The sequence below is a fragment of the Miniimonas sp. S16 genome, from assembly GCF_057748195.1.
Genome location: NZ_CM173242.1, coordinates 315,081 through 337,032 on the forward strand (window position 1 = coordinate 315,081; position 21,952 = coordinate 337,032).

The window sequence follows — 21,952 nt, forward strand, 5'->3', positions numbered from 1 at the left end:
AGGCGCGTGTAGCGTCTGACGCGTGCACGTCGTCATCATGGGTGCGGGCCGCGTGGGCGTCATGCTCGCGGAGACGCTCGAGAACCAGGGCCACTCGGTGGCCGTCATCGACTCCAACCCCGAGGCGTTCCGCCGGCTCCCGGCCGACTTCTCCGGACGACGCGTCACCGGCATGGGGTTCGACCGGGACGCCCTGACCCAGGCCGGCATCGACGAGGCCTACGCGTTCGCCGCGGTGTCCAACGGCGACAACTCCAACATCCTCGCCGCCCGCGTGGTGCGCGAGACCTTCGGCGTCGACAACGTGGTCGCGCGGATCTACGACGCCGGTCGCGCCGAGATGTACTCGCGGCTCGGCATCCCGACCGTCGCCACCGTGCGGTGGACGGTGGACCAGATGCTGCGTCGCCTGCTGCCGGCCCGCGAGATGACCGAGTACACCGACTCCTCGGGGAAGGTCGCGCTCGTGGAGATGTCGCTCCACGCGGGCTGGATCGGCGTGCCCGTGGCTCGCCTCGAGCAGGCGTCGGGCGCCCGGGTCGCCTTCCTCACCCGCTGGGGCGCCGGCATGCTCCTCACCCCTGAGTCCGTGGTGCAGGAGAACGACGTCGCGCACGTGCTGTGTGCGCCGTCGTCCGCGAACGCCGTCCAGCGCGTGCTCGCCACGCCGCCGCGCAAGGAGGAGTCATGAAGGCTGTCATCGCCGGTGCCGGCAGTGTCGGCCGGTCCATCGCCCGCGAGCTGCTCGGGCACGGCCACGACGTCACGCTCATCGACCGCAACCCCGCCGCGATGCGCGTGGCCAGCGTGTCGCGCGCCCGCTGGCTGCTCGGGGACGCGTGCGAGATGGCGACCCTGGAGCAGGCGGGCCTGGAGGACTGCGACGTCGTCGTGGCGGCGACGGGCGACGACAAGGTGAACCTCGTGCTGTCGCTCATCGCCCGGACGGAGTTCGCGGTGCCGCGCACCGTCGCGCGCGTGAACAACCCGAAGAACGAGTGGATGTTCGACGAGACGTGGGGTGTGGACGTCCCCGTCTCGACGCCGCGGATCATGACGGCGCTCGTCGAGGAGGCCGTCAGCGTGGGGGACCTCGTCAAGCTCTTCGAGCTGCAGTCCTCCGGTGCGGGGATGTACGAGGTCGCACTCCCCGACAGCTCCCCGCTCGTGGGGCGCCGCGTCGGCGAGGTGGCCTGGCCGCTCGACGTGGTGCTCGCCACCATCATCCGCAGCAACCACCCGATCCCGCCGAGCCCGGACGACGCCCTGGAGGGCGGGGACCAGCTGCTGTTCGTGGTGGCCGACAAGGTCGACGCGCACCTCAGTCCCGACGGGACGCCCGTGCAGCAGCTCCAGCGTGTCCTGGACGCCGGACCAGCAGCCACGTCAGCCACAGCACCAGCGCCCACAGCGGCAGCCCCATGACGAGCCGGGCCGTGCCGAGCCAGGCGACCTCGCCGCCGAGGTAGAGCGGCAGCTGGACGGCGAGGCGCAGCACGAACGCGGCGAACCAGAGCCACGTGGCGATCGTGTAGCGGCGCATCGCCTGCGGGTCGCGCCGCCACGAGGAGTCCAGCACGGGCGGAGCCGGCTCGCCCGGTTCGACGGCGGCACCCGCCTCGGTCCGTGCGTCGACCGGGGCCTTGGGCGCCAGGCCGAGCGCGCTCACCACGATCCCCACCAGCGGCCAGCGCACCGCGAGGGAGATCCCCACGCCGAGCGCGAACGCGGCGTTCGTGAGCAGGCCCCACGCGAAGTAGTTCTCGGCGTCGCCCGAGCGCCAGGCCCAGAAGGCGCCGATCCCGACGCCGAGCACGCCGCCGAGCGCGTACGTCACCGGGCTGCGACGCACCAGCCGCGCGACGACGGCGATCGCCGCGACGGCGAGCGAGGCCAGGACAGGCGGTCGCACCTCGTTCGTGACGACGAAGACGACGACGAAGACGAACCCGGGCGCGACCGACTCGATCAGCCCGCGCCACCCGCCGACGGCCTCCTCGAGCGAGAAGCCCTCGCCGCCGAGCGCCCGCAGGCCCTGCGCCCGCGCGACGTCCGGCGCCAGCTCGCGAGCGGTCGCGGGCACGACGGCGGGAGTCACCGCGGGCGCGACGGCGGGACCGGCGTGGAACACGCCGTCGGGGGTCGCGGGCCTGGCAACGGGGGGCGTGGCGGCGGGCGAGGCGTCCGGCCCAGCGTCTGGTGCGGTGGGGGCGGCGCCGTCGACGCGGTCCCGCGCCGCGTCGCTCACCCGGCACCCGGCCGGGTGGCGATGAGGTCGTAGCGCGGGTTGAACATCAGCAGGCGCGCCTGGCGCGCCTCGCCGCGCGCCACCATGCCGGTGGCGAGCAGCCGCCGGCCGGGCACGATCCCGGGCACGTCGCGGCGTCCCGTCCAGCACAGCTCGATCGAGCCGGTGCCGTCGAACAGCTCCGCGCGCAGCGCCGTCGTCGAGCCCACCGGCGCGTACGTCACGGAGCGCAGCACGCCGGCCACACGGCTGCGGTGGCGCGGCTGGAGCGCGGCGATGTCCTCGGTCTGGTACCGCTCGACCCAGCTGCGCTGCTCCGACGCCTGGAGCTCGGCGTGGCTGGCGAGCCAGCCGACGCGGGCCGAGGTCGTCCCCACCTCAGCGCACCTCGGTGATCTCGGGACCGCGGCGGAGCAGGTCCGGCTGCGCGGGCGCCGGCTCGGCGGGCGCCGGCCGGCCGGGCATCGTGAGGGTGAGCAGCTCGCTCGGCGGCTTGGCCTCGCTGCCGCGCACCACGACCACCTCGGAGAAGTACTGCTCCATCTGCGTCGCGGCCGCGCGGTCGGCGAGGGCTGCCCCGGTGAGCACGCCGCGCAGGAACCAGCGCGGTCCGTCCACGCCGAGGAACCGGGCCGGCCGGCGTGCCACGTTGCCGGCCTGGTCCCGCACCGGGAGCAGCGCGAGCAGCTCGGCGCCGAACGGGCCCTTGGCCTCCTGCACCGAACCGCCCTGGGCCGTGATCTGCGCGGCGATCTGGCCGCGGATCTCGTCCCAGATGCCCGCGGTGCGCGGTGCGGCGAACGCCTGCAGCTGCAGGTTGGACTGGCCGATCGTCACGTTGGCCGCCATGACGCGCTTGGACTGGCGGTCCAGCTCCATCCGCAGCGCCATCCCGTTGCGGCCGGGGATGCGCAGCGCGCCGAGGTCCACGCGGCCGGGGCGGTCGTCGGCGTCGGCGACGTCCCACGGGCCACGCTCGCCGGCGGGCACCGCCTCGGGCGAGAGCGTGGCCTCGCCGTCGGTGGCCTCGCCGCCGTCGGTGGCCTCGCCGGCGTCCGGGGTGGCCTCGCCGTCGACGGCCTCGGCGGCCGGCTCGGGCGCTGTCTCCTCCGCCTCGCGGCGGCGTCGACCGAACAGAGCCATCAGGAGTCCTCTCCGGCGGGGACGAACCCGCCCGTGGAACCGAAACCGCCCGTCCCGCGGACGGTCTCGGGCAGGTCCTGTGCGACCTGCCAGCGTGCGTGCGCCACGCGCTGCAGCACGAGCTGGGCGATCCGGTCGCCCCGCTCGAGCGTCACCGCGCGGTCACGTGACGTGTTGACGAGCACGACGGCGACCTCGCCGCGGTAGTCCGCGTCGATCGTGCCGGGTGCGTTGAGCACGGTGACCCCGTGCCGCGCGGCCAGGCCGGAGCGGGGGTGCACCAGCGCGACGAACCCCGGCGGCACCGCCAGCGCGAGCCCCGTGGGCACGGTCGCACGCTCACCCGGCTCGAGGGTCACGGCGACCCGCGCGCGCAGGTCCGCACCCGCGTCGAACCGGTGCGCATAGGTGGGCGGCTCGATGCCGTCGTCGAGGATCTTGATCGCGACGTCGACCTCCTCGGGGCCCTCCCCGGGCGCTCCCGCCATGCCGTCGTGCGTCACCCGGCCACTCTACCTGCGCGTCTGCACGGCCCCGGCGCCGTGGCAGGCTTGGACACATGCCCCCCGCTGTCGAGTCCGCCGACGTGTTCGTGGAGCGTCAGTGGCCCTCCGCGGGGGCCTGGGTGCTCGCACCGTTCGGGGGTCTGCTGGCGGGGCTCGTGGTCTTCCCGCTGTCGGAGGTGACCGCCCTGGCGACCGCGATCGTGGTGACCGCCACCATCGCGCTGCTGCTGGCCCGGACCGCCGACCGCGTCAGCGTGAGCGACGGCACCGACCCGGGCCTGCGCGCCGGCCGCGCGTTCCTGGACGCGTGGCACATCGGCGAGGTGCGCGCGCTCGACGCCGAGGCGACCCGGCACGTCCTGGGGCCGGGTGCGGACGCACGCGCCTACCTCGCGCACCGCGGCTGGATCCGCACCGCCGTGCAGGTCGAGGTGCGCGACGACGCGGACCCGACGCCGTACTGGGTCGTCTCCTCCCGGCGCGCGGACGAGCTGGCACGCGCGCTGCAGGCGATCCGTCCACCCGTCGCCTGACGGCACGCAGGCAGGGTCCGCGGTCGAAGGACGACCGCGCCGAGACGACGACGGCCCCCGGCTGGAGCCGGGGGCCGTGCTGTCGCTGAGGGTCGGATCAGGCGGCGCACTCCGCGCAGACCGCTCCGACCGAGTCGCTGAACGCGAGCTGGCTGCGGTGGTGCACGAGGAAGCACCGCGTGCACGTGAACTCGTCCGCCTGCCGCGGAAGGACGCGGACGGTGATCTCCTCACCGGACAGGTCGGCGCCGGGCAGCTCGAACCCCTCGGCGGCCTCGGTCTCGTCCTCGTCCACCACGGCCGAGGTCTTCTCGTTGCGGCGGGCCTTCAGCTCCTCGAGGGAGTCCTCGTTGAGCTCTTCGTCGGTCTTGCGGGGGGCGTCGTAATCGGTCGCCATGGTGGGGCGTCACACTCCGTCTTCGTCGGGTGGTTGTCCACCCAGGTGTTCACGTCGGGCCGGTTCGCCGACTCGGCGGGCAGGTCGAGCGGGGTGATTGTGCACCAAACGAGACCCGACCGCACGCGGCCCGCCCTCCGGGGTGTCGCCGACAGGGATCGGCCGACGGCTCCACGGGGCCGGACACTGCGCTCAACGCACGCGACCCCGCGGTTGTTCCCGGTCTCGCGAGGCAGTCGAGACGGCTGAGGACGACGTCGCGACCGACCGTGCCGCGTCGCCGCCGCGCAAGCCCTCGGACCGCGTCGAGATGGTTCGGAGGCGGCCACACTCCGCACCGGGTCCCACGGTCCTCGCGTGCCAGGTGGCACCCTGGGGGCAGAAGGAGGCCACATGCGTGAGCTACAGCTCGAGAGCCTGCACGCCGACGGCGAGCACCTGGTCCTCGTCGACGGCGAGGGGCAGCGCTACCTGCTCGTGATCGACGAGCCCCTGCGCGTCGCCGTGCGGCGGGACCGCCCGCACCTGGAGGCGCTGCGCGCAGCCGAGCGCAGCCCGCTGTCCCCCCGGGAGATCCAGGCACGGATCCGCGCGGGCGCGAGCGTCGAGGAGGTCGCCGCCGCGGGCGGCGTCGCCCTCGAGGCGGTGCGCCGGTTCGAGGGTCCGGTGCAGGCGGAACGCACGTGGATCGTGCAGCAGACGCGCGCCCTGGCGATCGGTCACGAGGTGGGCGCGCCCACGCTCGGGGACCTCGTGCTGGACCGGCTCGCCGCCCGCGGCGTGGAGTCCGAGGCCGAGTGGGACGCCCTGCGCCGAGCCGGCGAGCCGTGGGAGGTCAGCGTCACGTTCACCGCGGGCGGCGCGGAGCGCCGCGCCGCGTGGCACGTCGACCTCCAGGCCCGTTCGATCACCGCGCTCGACGACGAGAGCCGCTGGCTCTCCGAGACCGACCTCACCACGCGTCGCCCGCGCGGCGCGACGCCGTTCGACGTCGAGGCCGACGAGCACCGCCGCGGCGCCGATCTCGTGATCCGCGACCTGCGCGGCTCGGCCGGGTCGACGGGGCCGGCGGGACCAGCCGCGGCGGCCGGGTCGGGGGCCGTCGGACCCTCCGTCGGGTCGACCGCCGGCCCGCAGCCCGGTGAGCGTGGGCGCCCGACGCACGGCGCAGCGGCCGCCGAGGACGTGCCCGGTGCCGACACCGCGGCGCACGCCGGCGCAGCGGACGACGCCGGCGTGGCCAGCGCGACGGACTCCCTGCTGGCCGAGCTGACGGCCCGCCGCGGGCGGCGCGGTCACGCCGCGCGGGACGACGGCGCAGCGGACGACGGCGACGAGCGCGCCTCGAGCGGGGGCCGCCTCGAGCCGGGCGACCCGGACGATCCCGGTGACTCGCGCTCCCCCGGGCTCGGCGGCACCGCCGACGACGCACCCGCCGAGGAGGGCCTCTTCCCGGTCCCACCGGTCCTCCGCCTGCGCCGTGCGGCCGCGGACTCCACCACCGGCGCCTCCGGGGCGGAGTCCGGGTCCGGGTCCGGGTCCGATGACACCGCGGCCACGGCTGAGGACCCGGCGGCGCCCGCCGCGCCCGCGCGGGGGAAGTCCCGCTCGCGGCGCACGTCGGTGCCGTCCTGGGACGAGATCGTCTTCGGGTCGCGCTCCGACTGACTCGACCTCAGGTCCGGGTGACGAGCGCGGGGACGGCGAGCTCCGCCGTCGTGAGCGAGCCGTGCATCCCGACCAGCCGCAGCGACGCGGCGCTCTGGCTGCGCGAGTCGACGACCGCCGTCGTGCCCGTGAGGGCGACCACGAGGTCGCCGATCAGGGCGCGGTTGCGGTCGGCGACCGGGCCGAACAGCCCGCCGGCCGCCGCGTCAGCCCCGGTCAGCACCCACGCCCGCTCGCCCAGCGCCTCGGCCCAGCGCTCGCGCGCCGCGCCGATCGCGGCGCCGGGCTCGAGGTGCACGTGCAGCGCGCGCGGCTCGCCCGCCACGAGCACCACCTGCTCGCGCAGCGCCGGGGTCTCGGCGACGTCGAGGCGCTCGGTGACGTCGACCATGCCGTGGTCGGCCGTGACGAGCACGGTCGTCCCGCGCGGCGCCCGGCGCAGCAGCGTGCGCAGCCCCGCGTCGAGCGCGGCGAGCTCCTCGCCCCACTCGGGCGCCGCCCAGCCGCGCTGGTGCCCGACCGCGTCGAGCGCGCCCCAGTACAGGTAGACGAGGCCGGGTCGGCGCAGGGCGGTGAGCGTGGCCTCGACGGCGTCGTCCCACCGGTCGGCCGGCACGAACGTCGCGCCGCGCAGGGCCGCCGTGGTGAGCCCGGAGCCGGCGAACTTGGACTTGCCGATCGCCGTGGAGGCGCCCTCGAACCGCTCGAAGACGGTCGGCAGCGGCTGCCACGTGCGCGCGTCGGGCACGGGTGCACCCGGACCGGCGGTCCACGAGACGAGGTTGACGAGCTGATCGGCGGGGGGCAGCCCGAGCGCCGCCGCGTCGGGGCAGCGCAGCGAGTAGCCGAGCAGTCCCGTCTCGCCGGGGCTGCGCCCGGTACCGAACGAGCCGAGCGACGCCGCGGTCGTGCTGGGGTAGCCGGCGCTCGCGTGCGGTTCGCCCGCCGCGGCGGCGTCGGCGAGCATCCCGCGCAGCACGGGCGCGTGCCCCGCGCGTGCGGTGAGCGCCTCGGCGCCGAGCCCGTCGACGAGCACGACGACGGCGCGCTCCCCCGCGGGAAGGTCGAGCCCGGCGCCCGGCAGGTCGGGCAGGACGGCACCGAGCGAGCGCGCGACGTCCGGCAGCAGTCCGCGCAGCGGCCGCCGCGTGCCCGGCAGCTCGAGCCCGGCGGGTGGGTGCAGCTGCGGCGGGTCCGGCGCGGCGACATCGGCGGCCGTGGGTCCGGTCACGTGCGTGCGGTCGCGGCGGACAGGGCGCGCGCGAACCCGAGCGCGGCACCCAGCGCCTCCTCGCCCTCGGCCTCGGCGCTGACCCGCACCACGAGGTCGTCCGGCGTGGCAGCGCCGGTCAGCCCGTGGTCGGCCTCGCACTGCGGATCCCCGCACGTCGCGGGCTCGAGGTCGATGCGCTGGACGGCACCCCAGCCCAGGGACATCGTGAGGTCGCGCCGGCGGGAGACGCCGTCGTGCTGGGCGGGGTCGGTGAAGCCCTGGGTGATGACGACCGAGCGCACCTCACGCAGGGGCACGGCCTCGGTGCTCGCGAGGGCCTGCGCCTCGCCGTCGAGCGTGTGGTCGTCGACGTGCGCCACGATCAGCCGGTGCGGCGTGAGCACGAGGGCGGTGAGGTGACGGCGCACCTCGGCGTCGTCGAACGTCGTCTCGGGCTGCAGGAGGTGGGCGACCACCTCCTCACCGGCGAGCGCGACGTCGATGACGTCCGCGACGAGGTCCGGGTAGTACCCGCACCGGTGCAGGTCCTGCACGAGGTCGGTTGAGGTGGGTCGGCGCACCGCGACATTGTTCCATCCCGGGCCGCCCCGCGGGCGATGCCCACAGCCCGGGCCCCGGGCTGGTGCCGCGCGCCAGCCGCAAGCCGCCAGCCGCAAGCCGCAAGCCGCAAGCCGCAAGCCGCAGGCCGCAGGCCGCGAGCCCGTCGCGCGCGGCGTCAGGCGCGTCGCGCGCGGCGTCAGGCGCGTAGCGCGCGGCGTCAGGCGCGTAGCGCGCGCCGCCCGCCGTCGGGCCGGGACTCGGGCGTGAGGTCCACGTGGGCGGAGAGCACGACGACGCCCTCGGGCGAGGCGAGCGCCGGCCGCAGCTCGACGCGGTGCAGCTGCGGGAGCGCCTCGACGGCCTCGGCGACCCGCGCGAGCAGGTCCTCCAGGGCCGCGACGTCGACGCTCTCGCCCCCGCGCTGCCCGAGCAGCCGCGGCGCGGCGCGGACGGAGTGCACGAGCCGGTGCACGTCACCGGTGCGCAGCGGCGGCATGGCGTAGGACGCGTCGTCGAGCAGGTCGGTCGCGTCGCCCGCGAGGCCGAACGAGACGACCGGGCCGAGGAGGCGGTCCTCGCCGGCCGTGACGACGCACGCCACGCCGAGCGGCGCCATCGGCTGGATCTCCACCGGGGCGTGCGAGTCCTGGCGCAGCCGCACCTGGCGGACCGCCTCGACGAGCTCGATCGGCCCCGCGACGTCCAGCCGGACTCCGCCCAGGTCCGCGCGGTGGCGCAGCATCGCGTCGGTCGACTTCACGGCCACGGGCCAGCCGAGGTCGCGCGCGGCGGCGAGCGCCTGCGACGTCGAGCGCACCTCGCGGCTGGGCAGCACCTCGATCCCGAAGGCCGAGAGCAGCTCGCGCGTCCGGTCACGTCCGAGGCGCACCCGCTCCCCCGGTGCCGCGTGGGCGACCTCCGCGGCGACGAGCTCACGCGCACGACGCAGGTCCACGCCGTCGGGCGCGACGAGGTGACCGCGGTCGGTGCGCCGCCAGCGCGCGTACGCGTCCGCCAGCTCCAGCGCCGCCACGGCGTCCTCGACGGACGGGAAAGCGGGGACGGTCCGCTCATGCGTGAGGCCGGGCGTCACGCCGACGAGACCGGGCACGACGGCGAGCACCGGTCGCTCCCCCGACCCCAGTCGGGCAATGGCCTCGAGCACCTCGGCCTCCGGCGGCCCCAGCGGCGGGGAGTACACGGCGAGCGCGACGTCCCAGTCCTCCCGGGTCGCGAGCGTCGCGGCGGCCTCCACCACGGCCCCGGGCGGGCTGGCCCACGGCAGCTGGACCACGACGGGGTCGGGGTCCAGGTGCGCGACCTGCGCCGCGACGAGCCGCGCTACCGACGCGGCGGTGGTGAGGACCGCGACGCGTGCCCCGCGCGGGAGCTCCTGGTGGGCGAACAGCGTGGTCGCGGCCACCATCGCGCGCATCGTCGGAGCCACGAGGACGCCCGCCGCGAGCATGGCCTCCTCGACGGCCCCGCGCCCCAGGGTGCCGGCCTCCCGCGACCGCTCGCGCTGGCTGGCGCCCACCACGGCCACGACCGGGACCGCCGCGCTGACGCGGCTCGCGACGCGCGCGAACTTGCGCGGGTTGCCGAGGGACTCCAGGTACATCCCGACGACGCGGACGTCGCTCTGACCCGCGAGGTACTGCAGCACGTCGTTGCCGGAGACGTCGGCGCGGTGTCCCGCCGAGACGAACGTGCCCACCCGTGCGCCGTACGTCTCGACCTCGTCCATCATCTCCTGCGCCATCGCGCCGGACTGGCAGAAGAACGCGGACGGGCCGGGCGTCAGGGGCTCGGTGCGCAGCGTCGCGTTGACCACGCGGTCGCCGCGCGCCACGGACACGCCGAACGAGCGCGGACCGATCAGCCGCAGACCCGCCTCGCGCGCGGCCGTCACGAGGTCGCTCAGGCGCGGGGCGTCGCCGTCGGGCGCGTCGAAACCGTCGGACAGGAGCACCACGCCCCGCACCCCGCGGGCCGCGAGGGGGGCCAGCAGGTCGAGCACGGCGTGCGGCGACGCGGCGACGACGGCGAGCTGGAGCGGGTCCTCCGGCGCACCCGCCAGGTCGGCCGACCAGGTGTGGCCGGCCTGCGCGGCGACGTCGGCCAGGGCCTCGCCGACGCAGTGCGCGAGGGTGCCGGTGAGGTTGCTGGCGACCCGGCGCGCGAACGCGGCGTCGTGGCCGTCGGTGACCACGAGCACGCCCGTGGGGTCCAGGAGCATCCGCATCGACGCCGCGTCGGTGCGCTGCTCGCGGCTCGCGACGACCTCGAGGGACCGGTCGGTCGCCTCGATCGTGAACGACAGCGAGATCACGCCGTCCTCGTACCGCTGCACGACGTCGTAGCCCGCGTCGGTGAAGACACGGATCATCTTCGCGTTGCCCGGCAGGACGTCCGCCACGAACGTGGACACGCCCCGCTCGCGCGCGGCGGCCGCGAGGTGCTCGAGCAGCACCGACCCGAGGCCGCGGCCCTGGTAGACGTCGGACACGTTGAACGCGACCTCGGCGGAGTCGGCGTCGATCCGGTCGTAGCGCCCGACGGCGACGATCGCCGCGCCGGAGACGACGACGAGCGCGACCCGGTCGACGTGGTCCACCGTGACGAGGCGCTCCAGGTCGCGCTCGGGCAGCCGGCGCAGCGGCGCGAAGAACCGGAAGTAGATCGACTCCTCGCTCTGCGCGACGTGGAACGCCTGCAGCGCGTCGGCGTCGGTGGGGCGGATCGGCCGGATCCGCATGGTCGAGCCGTCCCGCAGCAGCACGTCCGCCTCCCAGTGCCGGGGGTACGGCTCTCCAGCGGGCTGCATGACCGTCACCCTAACCGGGGCCCGGCGAGGCTGGCAGGCGAACGCCCGTTCGTCGGTGATGATGGGAGGCGTGCCTGACGCCTCCCGCCCGAGCGGCCGAAACTCCCCCGGCGCGGACCGGGTGGGGTCGGTGGTCGACATCGACGTCACGTCCGAGATGCAGGACTCCTTCCTGGAGTACGCCTACTCGGTCATCTACGCCCGCGCCCTGCCGGACGCCCGGGACGGGCTCAAGCCCGTCCAGCGCCGGATCCTGTTCCAGATGGACCAGATGGGCCTGCGACCCGACCGGGGGCACGTGAAGTCGGCCCGCGTCGTGGGCGAGGTGATGGGCAAGCTGCACCCGCACGGCGACACCGCGATCTACGACGCGCTCGTGCGCATGGCGCAGGACTTCTCCCTGCGCCTGCCGCTGGTGGACGGGCACGGAAACTTCGGCTCGCTCGACAACGGTCCGGCGGCGCCCCGGTACACCGAGGCCCGGCTCGCGCCGGCGGCCCTGGCGATGACGGCGGACCTGGACGAGGACGTCGTCACGATGGTCCCGAACTACGACAACCAGTTCCGCCAGCCCGAGGTGCTGCCCGCCGCGATCCCGAACCTGCTCGTCAACGGGGCCTCGGGGATCGCGGTCGGGATGGCGACCAACATGCCGCCGCACAACCTCGTCGAGGTGGTCGCCGCGGCCCGGCACCTCATCGCCCACCCGGACGCCGACCTCGAGGCGCTCATGCGCTTCGTCCCCGGGCCCGACCTGCCCGGCGGCGGCCGGATCATCGGCCTCGAGGGCGTTCGCGAGGCGTACGCCGGCGGGCGCGGCTCGTTCCGCACGCGCGCGACGGCGAAGATCGAGTCGATCACGCCGCGCCGCAAGGGCATCGTCGTCTCCGAGCTGCCCTATCTCGTCGGGCCGGAGAAGGCGAAATCGAAGATCGTCGACGCCGTCCGGGCCAAGAAGGTCCAGGGCGTGTCCGACGTGGTGGACCTGTCCGACCGCACCAACGGCACGCGCCTCGTGATCGAGGTCAAGACCGGGTTCAACCCGGAGGCCGTGCTCGAGCAGCTGTACCGGCACAGCCCGCTGGAGGACTCCTTCGGCATCAACAACGTCGCGCTCGTCGACGGTCAGCCGCGCACGCTCGGGCTGCGCGAGCTGCTGGTCGTGTACGTCGACCACCGCCTGGAGGTGGTGCGGCGGCGCACCGAGTACCGCCTCGGCCGCCGGCAGGACCGCCTGCACCTCGTACGCGGCCTGCTCGTCGCGATCGCCGACATCGACGAGGTCATCGCGGTCATCCGCTCGAGCGAGGACGCCGCGACGGCGCGCACCCGCCTGCAGCAGGTCTTCGACCTCTCCCAGGCGCAGGCGGAGTACATCCTCGAGCTGCAGCTGCGCCGGCTGACCAAGTTCTCCACGATCGAGCTCGAGCGCGAGCAGGGCGAGCTGCTCGCGCAGATCGCGGAGCTCGAGGCGATCCTCGCCGACGACGCGGTGCTGCGCGGCGTCGTGTCCGACGAGCTCGCCGAGGTGGCCCGCCGGTACGGCACGCCACGGCGCACGGTGCTGCTGGAGTCCGCGGGCGGCGCCGTGACCGCGCTGTCCGCGCCGGCCGCGGGCCGCGGCGGGGCGGTTCCGCTCGAGGTGCCCGACACCCCCTGCACCGTGCTGCTGTCGGTGACCGGCCTCGTGGCGCGGACCGGCGACGACGCACCCGTGGTCCGCACCGGGTCGCGGTCCGCGCACGACGCGCTCGCCGCCCAGGTCTCGACGTCGGCACGCGCCACGGTCGGCGTCGTCACCTCGCGGGGGCGGATCGTGGAGCTGTCCGTGCTCGACGTGCCGACGCTGCCGAGCACGGACGGGGCACCGAGCCTCGCCGGTGGCGCGGTGGCGGCCGACCTCGTGACGCTCGAGCGCGGCGAACGCATCCTCGCGCTCACCGCGATCGAGCCCGACTCACCGGTGCTCGCCCTCGCCACCGCGCAGGGCATGGTCAAGCGCGTCGCCCCCGGGGACCGCCCCGTGCGCGGCGAGGCGTGGGAGTGCCTCGCGCTGCGACCCGGCGACGAGGTGGTCGCGGCGGTCCCCGCACGCGACGACGACGAGCTCGTGCTCGTGACCTCGGACGCGCAGCTGCTGCACTTCCCCGCGGCCCAGGTGCGCGCGCAGGGCCGCGCGGCCGGCGGCATGGCCGGGGTCAAGGTCGACGGCGGGAGCCGGGTGGTGCACCTCGCCGTCGTCCCGCACGGCCGGGCCGACGACACGGTCGTCGTGACCGTCGCGGGCGCGTCCGGCGCGCTTCCGGGGACCGCGCCCGGGACCGCCAAGGTGACGCCGTTCGCCGCCTACCCGGGCAAGGGCCGCGGCACCGGCGGGGTCCGGGCGCACCGGTTCCTGCGCGGCGAGGACGCCCTCGTGCTGGCCTGGGTCGGGCCGGACCCGGCCCGCGCCGTGGGCTCCGGTGGCCAGCCCGTCGAGCTGCCCGAGCTGGACGACCGCCGGGACGGCTCCGGCCGGCCGCTCACGCACCCGGTGGCCGGGATCGGCTAGACCTCGATGCTCCAGAGCACCGAGCCGCGGGTCGGGACGTAGCCGAGCCCCTCGTACAGCCCGAACGCGCCGGTGCGGCTCTCGGTGTCCACGCCGAGCGCCGCGTACTGCATGCCGTCGGCCGCGTACGCGCGCATCGCCGTCGTGAGCAGTGCGGTGGCCACGCGCCGGCCGCGCCACTCGCGGCGCACCCCGAGCAGGTCGGTGTAGCCGACGGTGTACCCGAACGCGGGCCAGTCCTGCTCGTACCTGCCCGACAGCAGGTAGCCCGCGATGCGCACCCGGTCGGTGGAGCGGTCCATGACGACGAAGCTCCACTCGGGGGCGAAGTGGCTGTTGCCCTCCTGCCAGGCCTCGGGCGTCTGCGGCTCGGCGTCCCAATGGTCGGCGAACGCCTCGTTGTGCGCCTGACGCACCTGGTCGTCCAGCTCCTGGGTCCACGGCTCGACCCGCAGCGACGCCGCGATGGTGGTCGCCGGGATCGGCAGGGCGAGGTCGCGGCGCAGCTCGGTGTAGTAGCGCCGTGGCTCGAACCCCGCGCGGCGCAGGAGCGCCTCCTGGTCACCCATGCCGTCCTCGACGTAGGTCGCGATCCGGGCCGGGACCTGGGGGTGCAGCTCCGCGAGCAGCTGCCGCGCCCGGGCCACCTGCCACGCCACGAGCCCGGTTCCCACGCCGCGGCGCCGGACCTCGGGGTGGACGCCGCCGCCGAGGAACACCCGCACGTTGACCTCGTGGCCGGGCAGCGCCCGCACCCGGGCGTACGCGACGAGTGCGCCGTCGGCCGTGACGCCGGCGATCGTGTTGACGCCCGGGTCGCACGCCGAGCCGTCGAACAGGTCCTCGGCGAGCTCGTCCTCGCTCGTGCGGTAGGGCGGGTCGTCGTGCTCCTCGCACGCCGCGACGAGCGCCGCGAGGGCGGGCAGGTCGAGTCGGTCGAGGCCGCGCCAGCTGATCCCCTCGAGCGCCGGCGGGGCCGGCAGGGTCGCCGGAGCGGACTCGCGGTCGCCCGGCGGGCGCAGCGGTGGTTCCTCCAGCGTCATGGGGCCGAGCCTACGGGAGGGCCCGCGGGCCTCCCCCGAGCGCCTCGCACCTGGGAGTCCGGCGGGCCGGCCGAGCCCGCCGAGGAGTCCCAGCCGGCCGAGCGTGCCGAGTCCAGGGCTGGGCGCGCCGGACCCGCGCAGGCCCTCAGGCGTCGATCCGCTCGCGGTCCAGGCCCGCGGCCCCGGCCACGATGAAGTCCTTGCGCGGCGCGACGTCGTTGCCCATGAGCAGCTCGAAGATCTCCTCCGCGCGGGTCGCGTCCGCCATCGTGACGCGCCGCAGCGTGCGGTGCGCGGGGTCCATCGTGGTCTCGGCCAGCTGGTCGGCGTCCATCTCCCCGAGACCCTTGTAGCGCTGGATCGGCTCCTTGTAGCGCTTGCCCGAGCGCTCCAGCCGGGCGAGCAGCCGGTGCAGCTCGGCCTCGGAGTACGTGTAGGTCATCTCCCCCGGCTTGCCGCCCGACCCGTACGTCTCCACCCGGTGCAGGGGCGGCACCGCGGCGAACACGCGCCCGGCGTCCACCAGGGGGCGCATGTACCGGAAGAACAGGGTGAGCAGCAGCGTGCGGATGTGCGCGCCGTCGACATCGGCGTCGGTCATGAGGACGACGCGGCCGTACCGCGCGGCGTCGAGATCGAACGACCGGCCCGAGCCGGCACCGATCACCTGGATGATCGACGCGCACTCGGCGTTGCCGAGCATGTCCGAGAGCGAGGCCTTCTGGACGTTGAGGATCTTGCCGCGGATCGGCAGCAGTGCCTGGAAGTCGGAGTTGCGTGCGTGCTTGGCCGTGCCGAGCGCGCTGTCGCCCTCGACGATGAACAGCTCCGACCGGGCGACGTCGTCCGTGCGGCAGTCCGCGAGCTTGTCCGGCAGCGAGGACGCCTCGAGCGCGCTCTTGCGGCGCGAGATCTCCTTCTGGGTGCGGGCGGACACCCGAGCCCGCATCTCGTCGACGACCTTCTCCAGCAGGGCGGCGGCCTGCGCCTTGGTCGTCCGGGCGGTGGACTGCAGGTGAGCCGTGAGCTCGGTCTCGACGACCTTCGCCACGACCTGGCGTACCGGCGCCGTGCCGAGCACCTCCTTCGTCTGCCCCTCGAACTGCGGCTCGGGCAGCCGGACCATGAGCACGGCCGTGAGGCCGGCGAGCGCGTCGTCCTTCTCGACCTTGTCCTTGCCGTTCTTCGCCGTGAGCTTGAGCCGCCGTGCGTTCGCCTCGATCTCGCGGCGCAGCACCTTGAGCAGCGCCTGCTCGAAGCCGGCGAGGTGGGTGCCGCCCTTCGGGGTGGCGATGATGTTGACGAACGTGCGCACCTCGGTCTCGTAGCCCTGACCCCAGCGCAGGGCGACGTCGACCTCGCACGTGCGCTCGACGTCGGTCGCCACGAGGTGACCCTTGCCGTCCAGCTGCTGCACCGTCTCGGTGAACGTGCCGCTGCCGCGCAGCAGCCACACGTCCGTGACCGGGGGGTCCGCGGGGGCGAGGAACTCCACGAAGTCGCGCGTGCCGCCGTCGTGCTTGAAACGCTCCTCGACCACGCCGTGCTCACCGGGCGTGCCCGGGCGGCGGCGCTCGTCGCGCACCACGATCTCGAGGCCCGGGACGAGGAAGGAGGTCTGGCGGGCGCGCGTGATGAGCTCGTCGTAGGCGAACGTCGCGCTCACCGGGAAGATCTGCCGGTCGGCCCAGTAGCGGATGCGCGTACCGGTGCGGCCGCGCGCCACCTTGCCGACGACGGCGAGCTCGCTGCGGTCGGTGAACGGCGTGAACGGCGAGTCGGGTCCCGGACCGCCCGGCCCGTCGGCGAACGTGCCCGGCTCGCCGCGGCGGAACGTCATGCGGTAGGTCTTGCCGCCGCGGTCGACCTCGACGTCGAGCCGCGAGGACAGCGCGTTGACGACCGAGGCACCCACGCCGTGCAGGCCGCCGGAGGAGCCGTAGGACCCGCCGCCGAACTTGCCGCCGGCGTGCAGCTTCGTGAACACGACCTCGACGCCGGACAGGCCGAGCTTCTCCACCGTGTCGACCGGGATGCCGCGCGCGTGGTCGATCACCTCGACGCTCTCGTCCGCGTGCAGCACGACCTCGATGAGCGTGCCGTGCCCGGCCAGGGCCTCGTCGACCGCGTTGTCGATGATCTCCCAGACGCAGTGCATGAGCCCGCGCGAGTCGGTCGAGCCGATGTACATCCCGGGGCGCTTGCGGACCGCCTCGAGCCCCTCGAGGACCGAGAGGTGGCGTGCGGTGTAGGACGACTCGGGGGTGCTCACCGCGTCATGCTAGGTCGCCGCGCCGACATCGCCGGGCAGGCTCGCCCCGGTCCCGGGCGGCTCGCGCGGGGTCCTCCGGCGTCCTGGAGGGCGGGGCCGGCACCGACGTGATCCGCGCAACGCGCCGCTACGCGGTCAGCGAACCCTCCCGTGGTCCGGGCGCCCGAGGTGGTTCCATGGACACGTGACCACGACTCCGACCGCCGAGCTGACCGTCGCCGACCGCTGCGACCGCTGCGGTGCGCAGGCCTACGTCCGCGTCACGCTCGAGTCCGGCCAGCTGTACTTCTGCGCCCACCACGGGCGCGCCCTCACCCCGGCTCTAAGCGACATCGCCGTCGAGATCCTCGACGAGACGGACCGCCTGCACGCCACCTCCGCCCCGGACCTGCGCTGACCCCCGACGGCGAGCACGCCTCCCGGCTGCGCCTCGCCGTCGTGCCCGGGGTGAGCCCGGGACGCTGGGTCGACACCTGGCGCGAGCGCTACCCCGCGGTGCCCCTTGACCTCCTCGAGGTCCCCGCCTCGGGCGCCGAGGCCACCCTCGTGGCCGCGACGGCAGACGCCGCCTTCCTTCGCCTGCCCCTCGCGAGCGGCGACCTCGCGCGCATCCCGCTGTGGGTGGAGGAGACGGTCGTCGCGCTGCCCCGGGAGCACGTCCTCACCCTGCTCGAGGAGCTCACGCCCGGCGACCTCGCCGAGGAGACCCTCCTCGTCCCCGCCGACGACGTGCTGCACTGGTCCGGCGCGCCCGGCGAGCGGTTCGTCGGCCGCGCTCCCGCCACCACGGCCGACGCGCTCGAGCTCGTCGGTGCGGAGGCGGGCGTCTGCGTGCTGCCTCGCGCCCTCGCGCGCGCCCTGCACCGCCGCGACGTCGAGCTGCGGCCGCTGCGCGACGCGCCCACCTCGCAGGTGGGCCTCGCCTGGCGACCCGCGCCCGACGGCGAGACGCCGCCCCTCGTGGACGACCTCATCGGGGTGGTGCGCGGTCGGACCGCGGCCTCCACACGTGGTCGCGACCGTGCCGGCGGCCGCGACGAGCCAGATGGCGGTGCGCGCGAGAGAGGTGCCCGCGCGGCCGGTAAGCGCGACGGCGGGCGAGGCGCCACCGACGATCGGCGCGGCGGACGGCCCCCAGGCGACCGACGGCACACCGGCTCCGCCGGCCCACGGTCTGGCGGGCGTCGGCGCGGGCGCTGACGCCCGACCGACGCGCCGCGCCCGCTCCGATCACCACCCCGCGCTCAGACGGCCCACTGCCCGCTTCCCATCTCCGCCCAGAACGGCCCACCGCGACGAGAATGGCCCGCTGCGGACCGTTCTCGTCGCCACGGGCCGTTCCCGGCGCAACCACCGCGCCCACTTCCCATCACCGAGGCGCCGCCCATACTCAGAACCGCCCTGCCGCGCCCAGACGGCCCGATCCCCCTCCCGTTTCCGCCCAGAACGGCCCACCGCGACGAGAACGGCCCGCTGCGGACCGTTCTCGTCGCCACGGGCCGTTCCCGGCGCAACCACCGCGACCGCAGCGGACCGTTCTCGTCGCCACGGGCCGTTCCCCGCGCCTCCGAGCGCAACGCGGCGCTGCTCAGCCCTGGTAGACGATCTCCACCCGCCGGTTGGCGGCATACGTCGCCGGGTTGGCGGGGTCCTCGGCCACCGCGGGACGGGTGGGACCGTACCCCTGGACGTCAAGCACGAGGTCGGGCCGAGCGGCCGCGATCACGGCGGCCACCGCGTCGGCGCGGTGCTGGGACAGCTCCTGGTTGTCGACCGCGCCGACCACCGAGTCCGTGTGTCCCGCGACCGACACGTTCGCGCCGCTCGGGATCTGCGCCACCAGGTCGACGATCTGCTCGCGCGCGTTCTCCGGGACGTCCCACAGGTCGGGCCGGAAGAGGATGTCGGTCGCGAGCGTGATCGTCGTCGATCCCGCCGACTGCTCGGTCGTGGCCAGGGTCGACACGCTGCCCTCGGCCCAGAAGCGCAGCACGCCCGGGTCCGTGAAGCGCAGCACGCCCGGGTTCGTGAAGCGCAGGACCGAGGCGTCGAGCTGGCTCAGCGTCGGTGTCGGCGGCTGCGCGGGCGGGGTGGGCGAGTCGACGGGGGGCCCGCTGTACGCGAGCGCGGGCGCTGTGACCAGCGTGGCGGCGAGTGCCAGCGTGGCCATCCACGTGGCGCGTGCGGCGCTCATCGCTCGATGGGGACGTCGATCACGGGGTGACCCTGCGTCACCTGGACCGAGATCGTGTCGATGTCGTCCTCCGGCGCCGCGTAGTAGCCCCACCACAGCGCGGTCACTCCGTCGGTCGTGGTGGTGTACACGTTGTCGACGACCCAGCGCCGGCCCAGGTCGTCCATCAACAGGTTGTACTGCTTGAGGTTCGCCGCGTCGTTGAGGATCGGCCACATCGAACGCTCACCGCCCAGGTCGTACAGCGACCACTCCTGCGAGCTGTCCCCGGCGATGTCGGGGGTCACGTAGAGCTCGAGCAGCATCACGTCGCCCTGCACGCGCAGCTCGTGCACGCCGACCGTCACGGTGCTGCCCTCCGGCGCCTCCGCGCCCGGGGGCAACGCGACCGTGTACTCGGCGACCACGTCGTCCGGGTCGATCCCGGCGGCGTCTCCCCCGCTCGCGGCAGCGGAGGCGTCCGACGTCGAGCCCTGGCTCGGCCCCTTGCCTCCCGTGGGCGTCGCGCCCGCGCTGGCGGGCGCGTCACCCTCCTCCGAGGGGTCGAACGTGGCCTGGTCGCCCGTGCACGCGGACAGCGCGAACGCGCCCGTCAGCAGCACGACGGGGAGAAGGAACGCCGTCCGCCGGTTCTGGTCGTGGTGAGTCATGTCAGCTCCTCGGGTCGGTGGGTTGCTCACACCAGGTTCGTCGGCGTCGGAGGGGGAAAAGTTGCAGGGGCTCCGAACTCGCCGCGCTCACCGTCGCCTCCTCCTTCCCTCCCGTCGACCTCATCGCCGTCACGGCGTCACCCGGAAGCCGTGCTCGGTCCGCAGCTCACGGCCGGCCTCGTCCAGGGCGCTGAGGACCACCCGGGCCGCTCCCGGCGCGGACGCCGTCACGGTGACCGACTCGGCGTCGGGCACGAACTCCCCGCTCGGCAGCGTCCAGACCCAGGTGGTAGCGCCGTCGACGTCGGCCTCGAACGTCACCGGCACGCCCACTTGCGCCTGCACCGGCCCAGAGATCGCGATCCGCGCGGTCGCCGTCGCGTCGCCCGGGCCACTCGAGCGCGCCACGAGAAGCCCGGCGGTGACGCCGAGCGCGAGCACGAGCGCGAGGACGCCCGCCAGGACCCTCGCCCGACGCGAGCGTCGCACCGGAGGGTGAGCTGCGCCGTCGTCGCTCGTCCCGTCGTCGCGCCCTCCCGACGTGGCGGCGTCCCCCGGGTCGGATCCGACCGGCTGCGGAGCCAGCACGCGCTCGACGTCCGCGAGCCAGGCGCCCACGTCGGGGTGCCGCCGCTCCGGGTCGTCCGCGAGGCTGCGCCCCAGCACGACGGCGAGCTCCTCGGGCAGCGCGGCGTCGGCGGCGAGCCAGCGCACGAGCGCGGACAGCGCCCACAGGTCGGCGCGCGTGTCGACCACGCCGGCGTCGCGCTGCTCCGGCGGGCGAAACCCCGTCGTCCCCCCGGCCACGGTGAGCCCGGAGCTCAGCGCGAGGTCCTTGCACAGCCCGAGGTCGGCGAGGACGAGCCGTTCGTCGGCCCGCACCAGGCCACCGGTTGCCTCGGCCCTCGGCGCGTCGCCGCGCTCCAGTCCGGCGACCGAGGTCAGCAGCACGTTCTCCGGGCTCAGGTCGCGGTGCACCAGCTGCGCGGCGTGCACCGCGGAGAGGGCGGCGGCGAGCGCGCGGGCGACGGCGAGCACGTCGTCCGCCGTGGCCGTCCAGCCCGCGGAGCGCAGCTCCCGGACGCGCGCGGCGAGCGTGCCGCGATCCGCGAGCGAGAGCACGAGGTAGGGCTGCCCGCGCTCGGACTCGCCGATGTCGTGCACCGTGACGACGTGCGGGCTCACCACGCGGCGCAGGCTGCGCCCCTCCGCGATGAACCGCTCCCGGATCTCGAGGTTGAGGCTGTGGTTCTCGGCCAGCACCTTGACCACGACGTCGGACTCGAGCCGGTCGTCCCGCGCGCGGTGCACGGTGGCGAAGGAGCCGACGCCCAGCACGGAGAGCAGGCGGTAGCGGCCGAGCGCGGGCTCGCTCACCCCGGCTCCCCCACGAGCGCCGCGACCATCGCCCGACCGCGGGCGATCTGCGACTTCACCGTGCCGACCGAGCGGCCGAGCCGCTCGGCGATCGTGGCGTAGTCGAGGCCGGCGAGGTCGCGCAGCAGCACGGGCTCGCGGTACAGCTCGGGAAGGCGCTCGACGGCGTCCCGCACCGTGACGCGGGCGGCGATCATCGAGCTGATGCGGGCGGAGGGGCCGAGGTCGGAGTCGGTGAGCTCCGCCGTCGTGCGCTGTCGACGCAGGTGGTTGACGACGCGGCGCTGCGCGATGCGGTGCACCCAGGTGGTCACCTTGGCGTCGCCGCCGAACTGCCCGATCGACCCGGCGACGGACACGAGGGTGTCCTGCACCACGTCGTCGACCGCGCTCTCGTCCAGCAGGGACCGTCGCACGAGCCGGCGCACCGTGCCACTGCGGTCGAGCTCCTCGACCAGCAGCTCGACGGCGAGCACCGATCCCGAACCGCCCTCCTGCGCGAGGACCGCCCAGCGCTCGTCCGGGTCGACCCCCTCGCGCAGGTGCCGGGCCGCCAGGCCGTCGCCGGCCCGCAGCGCGCGTCGAAGGTCCGCGGCGTGGTCGTGCTCCGTCACGCGCCCTCCGACCGTCAGCGCGCCCCGGGTGCAGGGGCGCATCGCCTGCACACCCTAGACCGGGTGACTCGCAGGGTGGCCGAGGCCGACCCGGGAGCACGTCCCGACCGCCCCCCCGAGGGACGCGAACGGGCCCGGCACGTCAGTGCCGGGCC

21 protein-coding genes are annotated in these 21,952 nt (G+C 75.2%); 7 read left to right on the forward strand and 14 right to left on the reverse strand.

The features are described from left to right. The first annotated feature begins 37 nt into the window (after nucleotides 1–37). On the forward strand, nucleotides 38–691 hold the full coding sequence (locus AC3AQ1_RS01435) for a potassium channel family protein (protein WP_108719893.1): 654 nt from the start codon (nucleotides 38–40) through the stop codon (nucleotides 689–691). Next, complete coding sequence (locus AC3AQ1_RS01440; protein ID WP_108717525.1) at nucleotides 688–1,425, forward strand: potassium channel family protein; 738 nt, start codon at nucleotides 688–690, stop codon at nucleotides 1,423–1,425. Before AC3AQ1_RS01435 ends, AC3AQ1_RS01440 begins: the two co-directional genes overlap by 4 nt. On the opposite strand, the gene AC3AQ1_RS01445 is transcribed toward AC3AQ1_RS01440, so the two are convergent. From AC3AQ1_RS01445 to dut, 4 genes are read right to left on the reverse strand one after another with little or no spacing between them, the layout of a single operon-like run. Continuing rightward, a complete protein-coding gene (locus AC3AQ1_RS01445) occupies nucleotides 1,322–2,248 on the reverse strand; it encodes a DUF3159 domain-containing protein (RefSeq protein WP_234417651.1) in 927 nt (308 codons plus the stop codon). The genes AC3AQ1_RS01440 and AC3AQ1_RS01445 overlap by 104 nt on opposite strands. Continuing rightward, on the reverse strand, nucleotides 2,245–2,625 hold the full coding sequence (locus AC3AQ1_RS01450) for a single stranded DNA-binding domain-containing protein (protein ID WP_108717526.1): 381 nt from the start codon (nucleotides 2,623–2,625) through the stop codon (nucleotides 2,245–2,247). Before AC3AQ1_RS01450 ends, AC3AQ1_RS01445 begins: the two co-directional genes overlap by 4 nt. A 1-nt stretch (nucleotide 2,626) precedes the next feature. After that, the gene (locus AC3AQ1_RS01455) at nucleotides 2,627–3,391 is read right to left on the reverse strand and encodes a DUF3710 domain-containing protein (protein WP_108717527.1); all 765 of its coding nucleotides are present in this window, start codon (nucleotides 3,389–3,391) and stop codon (nucleotides 2,627–2,629) included. Further along, nucleotides 3,391–3,879 carry a dUTP diphosphatase gene (gene dut, locus AC3AQ1_RS01460; protein ID WP_108719895.1) on the reverse strand — a complete coding sequence of 163 codons (489 nt, stop codon included), beginning with the start codon at nucleotides 3,877–3,879 and terminating at the stop codon, nucleotides 3,391–3,393. Before dut ends, AC3AQ1_RS01455 begins: the two co-directional genes overlap by 1 nt. A 71-nt stretch (nucleotides 3,880–3,950) precedes the next feature. On the opposite strand from dut, the gene AC3AQ1_RS01465 reads away from it, so the two are divergent. Beyond that, entirely contained in the window at nucleotides 3,951–4,430 is a 480-nt protein-coding gene (locus AC3AQ1_RS01465) for a DUF3093 domain-containing protein (protein ID WP_108717528.1), read from the forward strand. Between the two features lie 97 nt (nucleotides 4,431–4,527). Here the strand turns inward: AC3AQ1_RS01465 and AC3AQ1_RS01470 are convergent, their stop codons facing one another. Next, the gene (locus AC3AQ1_RS01470; protein ID WP_108717529.1) at nucleotides 4,528–4,827 is read right to left on the reverse strand and encodes a DUF4193 domain-containing protein; all 300 of its coding nucleotides are present in this window, start codon (nucleotides 4,825–4,827) and stop codon (nucleotides 4,528–4,530) included. 393 nt (nucleotides 4,828–5,220) lie between these two features. Here AC3AQ1_RS01470 and sepH point away from each other — a divergent pair, with 393 nt between their 5' ends. Beyond that, nucleotides 5,221–6,495, forward strand: a complete 1,275-nt coding sequence (sepH, locus tag AC3AQ1_RS01475) for a septation protein SepH (protein WP_108717530.1) — start codon at nucleotides 5,221–5,223, stop codon at nucleotides 6,493–6,495. A 7-nt stretch (nucleotides 6,496–6,502) separates the two neighbouring features. Here sepH and AC3AQ1_RS01480 read toward each other — a convergent pair whose 3' ends face one another. From AC3AQ1_RS01480 to AC3AQ1_RS01490, 3 genes are all read right to left on the reverse strand, one after another. After that, complete coding sequence (locus tag AC3AQ1_RS01480) at nucleotides 6,503–7,726, reverse strand: alkaline phosphatase family protein (protein ID WP_199916502.1); 1,224 nt, start codon at nucleotides 7,724–7,726, stop codon at nucleotides 6,503–6,505. After that, on the reverse strand, nucleotides 7,723–8,289 hold the full coding sequence (locus tag AC3AQ1_RS01485) for a DUF5998 family protein (protein WP_108717531.1): 567 nt from the start codon (nucleotides 8,287–8,289) through the stop codon (nucleotides 7,723–7,725). The genes AC3AQ1_RS01480 and AC3AQ1_RS01485 overlap by 4 nt, the downstream gene beginning before the upstream one ends. A 197-nt stretch (nucleotides 8,290–8,486) precedes the next feature. Further along, nucleotides 8,487–11,096, reverse strand: coding sequence for a GNAT family N-acetyltransferase (locus AC3AQ1_RS01490; RefSeq protein WP_108717533.1), 2,610 nt, complete (start codon nucleotides 11,094–11,096; stop codon nucleotides 8,487–8,489). Between the two features lie 70 nt (nucleotides 11,097–11,166). Between AC3AQ1_RS01490 and AC3AQ1_RS01495 the strand changes: the two genes are divergently transcribed. Further along, entirely contained in the window at nucleotides 11,167–13,647 is a 2,481-nt protein-coding gene (locus AC3AQ1_RS01495; RefSeq protein WP_234417654.1) for a DNA gyrase/topoisomerase IV subunit A, read from the forward strand. On the opposite strand, the gene AC3AQ1_RS01500 is transcribed toward AC3AQ1_RS01495, so the two are convergent. Together AC3AQ1_RS01500 and AC3AQ1_RS01505 are read right to left on the reverse strand one after the other, a co-directional pair. Then, nucleotides 13,644–14,690 carry a GNAT family N-acetyltransferase gene (locus tag AC3AQ1_RS01500; protein ID WP_108717534.1) on the reverse strand — a complete coding sequence of 349 codons (1,047 nt, stop codon included), beginning with the start codon at nucleotides 14,688–14,690 and terminating at the stop codon, nucleotides 13,644–13,646. The two genes, AC3AQ1_RS01495 and AC3AQ1_RS01500, sit on opposite strands and share 4 nt — an antisense overlap. A gap of 145 nt (nucleotides 14,691–14,835) precedes the next feature. Then, the gene (locus AC3AQ1_RS01505; RefSeq protein ID WP_108717535.1) at nucleotides 14,836–16,962 is read right to left on the reverse strand and encodes a DNA gyrase/topoisomerase IV subunit B; all 2,127 of its coding nucleotides are present in this window, start codon (nucleotides 16,960–16,962) and stop codon (nucleotides 14,836–14,838) included. A 184-nt stretch (nucleotides 16,963–17,146) separates the two neighbouring features. On the opposite strand from AC3AQ1_RS01505, the gene AC3AQ1_RS01510 reads away from it, so the two are divergent. Both AC3AQ1_RS01510 and AC3AQ1_RS01515 read left to right on the forward strand, forming a co-directional pair. After that, a complete protein-coding gene (locus tag AC3AQ1_RS01510; protein WP_108719898.1) occupies nucleotides 17,147–17,359 on the forward strand; it encodes a DUF7455 domain-containing protein in 213 nt (70 codons plus the stop codon). 41 nt (nucleotides 17,360–17,400) lie between these two features. Then, the gene (locus AC3AQ1_RS01515) at nucleotides 17,401–18,162 is read left to right on the forward strand and encodes a LysR family substrate-binding domain-containing protein (RefSeq protein ID WP_199916503.1); all 762 of its coding nucleotides are present in this window, start codon (nucleotides 17,401–17,403) and stop codon (nucleotides 18,160–18,162) included. A 388-nt stretch (nucleotides 18,163–18,550) separates the two neighbouring features. Here the strand turns inward: AC3AQ1_RS01515 and AC3AQ1_RS01520 are convergent, their stop codons facing one another. The 4 genes from AC3AQ1_RS01520 to AC3AQ1_RS01535 all read right to left on the reverse strand — a co-directional run bounded on the left by AC3AQ1_RS01520 (nucleotide 18,551) and on the right by AC3AQ1_RS01535 (nucleotide 21,797). After that, entirely contained in the window at nucleotides 18,551–19,156 is a 606-nt protein-coding gene (locus AC3AQ1_RS01520; RefSeq protein ID WP_108717536.1) for an OmpA family protein, read from the reverse strand. Further along, nucleotides 19,153–19,806: a hypothetical protein gene (locus tag AC3AQ1_RS01525; RefSeq protein ID WP_108717537.1), complete on the reverse strand. Its 654-nt coding sequence runs from the start codon at nucleotides 19,804–19,806 to the stop codon at nucleotides 19,153–19,155. The genes AC3AQ1_RS01520 and AC3AQ1_RS01525 overlap by 4 nt, the downstream gene beginning before the upstream one ends. Before the next feature lie 129 nt (nucleotides 19,807–19,935). Beyond that, nucleotides 19,936–21,183, reverse strand: a complete 1,248-nt coding sequence (locus AC3AQ1_RS01530) for a serine/threonine-protein kinase (protein ID WP_108717538.1) — start codon at nucleotides 21,181–21,183, stop codon at nucleotides 19,936–19,938. Continuing rightward, nucleotides 21,180–21,797 (reverse strand): RNA polymerase sigma factor, encoded by a 618-nt coding sequence (locus tag AC3AQ1_RS01535; RefSeq protein WP_159096330.1) that lies wholly within the window; start codon nucleotides 21,795–21,797, stop codon nucleotides 21,180–21,182. Before AC3AQ1_RS01535 ends, AC3AQ1_RS01530 begins: the two co-directional genes overlap by 4 nt. Nucleotides 21,798–21,952 lie beyond the last annotated feature (155 nt).